Annotated in this window: 1 protein-coding gene; it reads right to left on the reverse strand. The window is 54.0% G+C overall.

The window, feature by feature from the left end:
• A partial coding sequence (gene traX / locus BEA93_RS24645) for a type-F conjugative transfer system pilin acetylase TraX (protein WP_105267701.1) occupies positions 1 to 448 on the reverse strand: 448 nt, incomplete at its 3' end.
• Positions 449 to 520: the final 72 nt, after the last annotated feature.

Here is a 520-nt window from a genome sequence, read left to right on the forward strand (position 1 = left end):
TGAACGGCAGATACAGTGCCAGCATGGTTCCGGTTATGGCACCTTTTATGGCATCAGGGCGTTGCCAGAAACAGACCGCCTGCATCACCACAGCAAAGCAGAACAGAATGTTCAGCTCCCACCACTGATTTCCTGTACCCCGAAATGCCAGCCAGAACACGGGTTGCGCCAGCACTGCCATCAGCCACAGGCGATTTACGGCAGCCTGTCGTATCTGCCGCCCCGCCAGGTTACAGCCCGCCATCAGTGCGAAAAGCGGGAATGCGCACCGCCCGGTCAGGTTAAGCCAGGGACTCCCCACATGAAATGCTGTGGCAATGTGGTCACCTGCCATCGCCAGAAATGCCACAATTTTGATAATGTCACGTTGTAATGGTGCCAGAGACAACAAAGGCAAGGCACCGGGATTCCGTACATCATCCTTACAGGAACACTCTTTGTTTTCCATCAGAGCGTCTTCTCTCTGTCAATCACCAGTTCTTTCTCCATCTGCCGCAACTGCTCCTGTGCGTTTATGCGT

This window comes from Escherichia sp. MOD1-EC5950, assembly GCF_002965345.1.
GTDB classification, from domain to species: Bacteria; Pseudomonadota; Gammaproteobacteria; order Enterobacterales; family Enterobacteriaceae; genus Escherichia; species Escherichia marmotae.